This is a genomic window from Yinghuangia aomiensis (assembly GCF_039542225.1).
In the GTDB taxonomy this organism is placed as follows: domain Bacteria; phylum Actinomycetota; class Actinomycetes; order Streptomycetales; family Streptomycetaceae; genus Yinghuangia; species Yinghuangia aomiensis.
The window spans coordinates 1-1,079 of record NZ_BAABHS010000097.1; the positions used below are offsets into that span (position 1 = coordinate 1).

The window sequence follows — 1,079 nt, forward strand, 5'->3', positions numbered from 1 at the left end:
GGACGCACCTTCGCCGGCGGCAGCAACGGCTCCACGATCTCCCACAACCCGTCAGGAACGATCCAGCCCCACCCCGAACTCCCCATGACACATCAACGACCACGTAGCCACATAGGACACGGTCTAAAACGCCTCGCTTCCCGGTGCACAAGGGTCGGGTGACGATCACAATTGGCTCACTTGCGCCCTCGGTAGATGAAGCCGGGTGCGATGGCGCAGGCGCACCGGAGGAAACACCGACGCCGGGTTTGCCGTCCGATAACCCGAACCCGCCTGGGTCTGTGGCCACGAATGCGAGGCTGTCGTGGATGCCTCGACCCCATGGTTCATTGAGGGTCCAAGTCGCACACATTGCGGAGATGGCACGGCCGTTGCTGATCGCGGACGTCGGCATCGGGCGTTCCGCAAAGACGTATCCCGGCCACCGATGGTTACAGCGACGCTAACCGCACGCCGCTGGGTCCGGCACCGACGACGGACGTCGGCGCGCGTTCTGGACAACAGGACCGCCAGCGGAACAACTCGCCAAATTCTCGGGCGAAACTGTTGCTGCGCCAGCATGTGCCCTAACGGCACGCGACTCTCGTCGCGTGCCGTTGGCGGGCCCAACGCGGTACGGGGCCGACGAGAAACGGCCATGGCCGCGTTTGCGAGACCGTCGGAGCAATCCCCGCGTGCAAGGCTCAAGACATACTGACGGGTAAATTATCACGCTGATCACAACAATCCCTCGGCCGACAGACCGGACTCCGTGAACCGAAGCTGCCAGACGCTGGAGTGCTTGCAGAAGCCAAGCCAGCGCTGAGGTATGGGTGTTGTCGTGCACCGTGACAGCGTGAGCCGTTTCCGGGCTCCACACTGGTGGCAGGCGCTGAAGACGCCTGCACGACAGGCTCGATGGCTCCGCTGCCGGGTCGGATCATCGGCTCGTATGCCAGCGCCGACGGTGGAGTAAGACCGTGTCCTATGTGGTGTGGCTGCGGAGTCGTTTGAAGCAGATGAGTGCTGCGGCGAGGGTGGTGAAGGCGAGGAAGAGGTCGGATCTGCGTTCGTAGCGGATGGTGAGGCGGCGGTAACCG

At 63.7% G+C, this 1,079-nt stretch carries 2 pseudogenes; both read right to left on the reverse strand.

The window, feature by feature from the left end:
* Positions 1 to 86: pseudogene (locus ABEA93_RS41990) on the reverse strand (IS5/IS1182 family transposase); the annotation flags it as partial.
* Positions 87 to 964: 878 nt separating this feature from the next.
* Positions 965 to 1,079, reverse strand: a pseudogene (locus tag ABEA93_RS41995) (IS5/IS1182 family transposase); the annotation flags it as partial.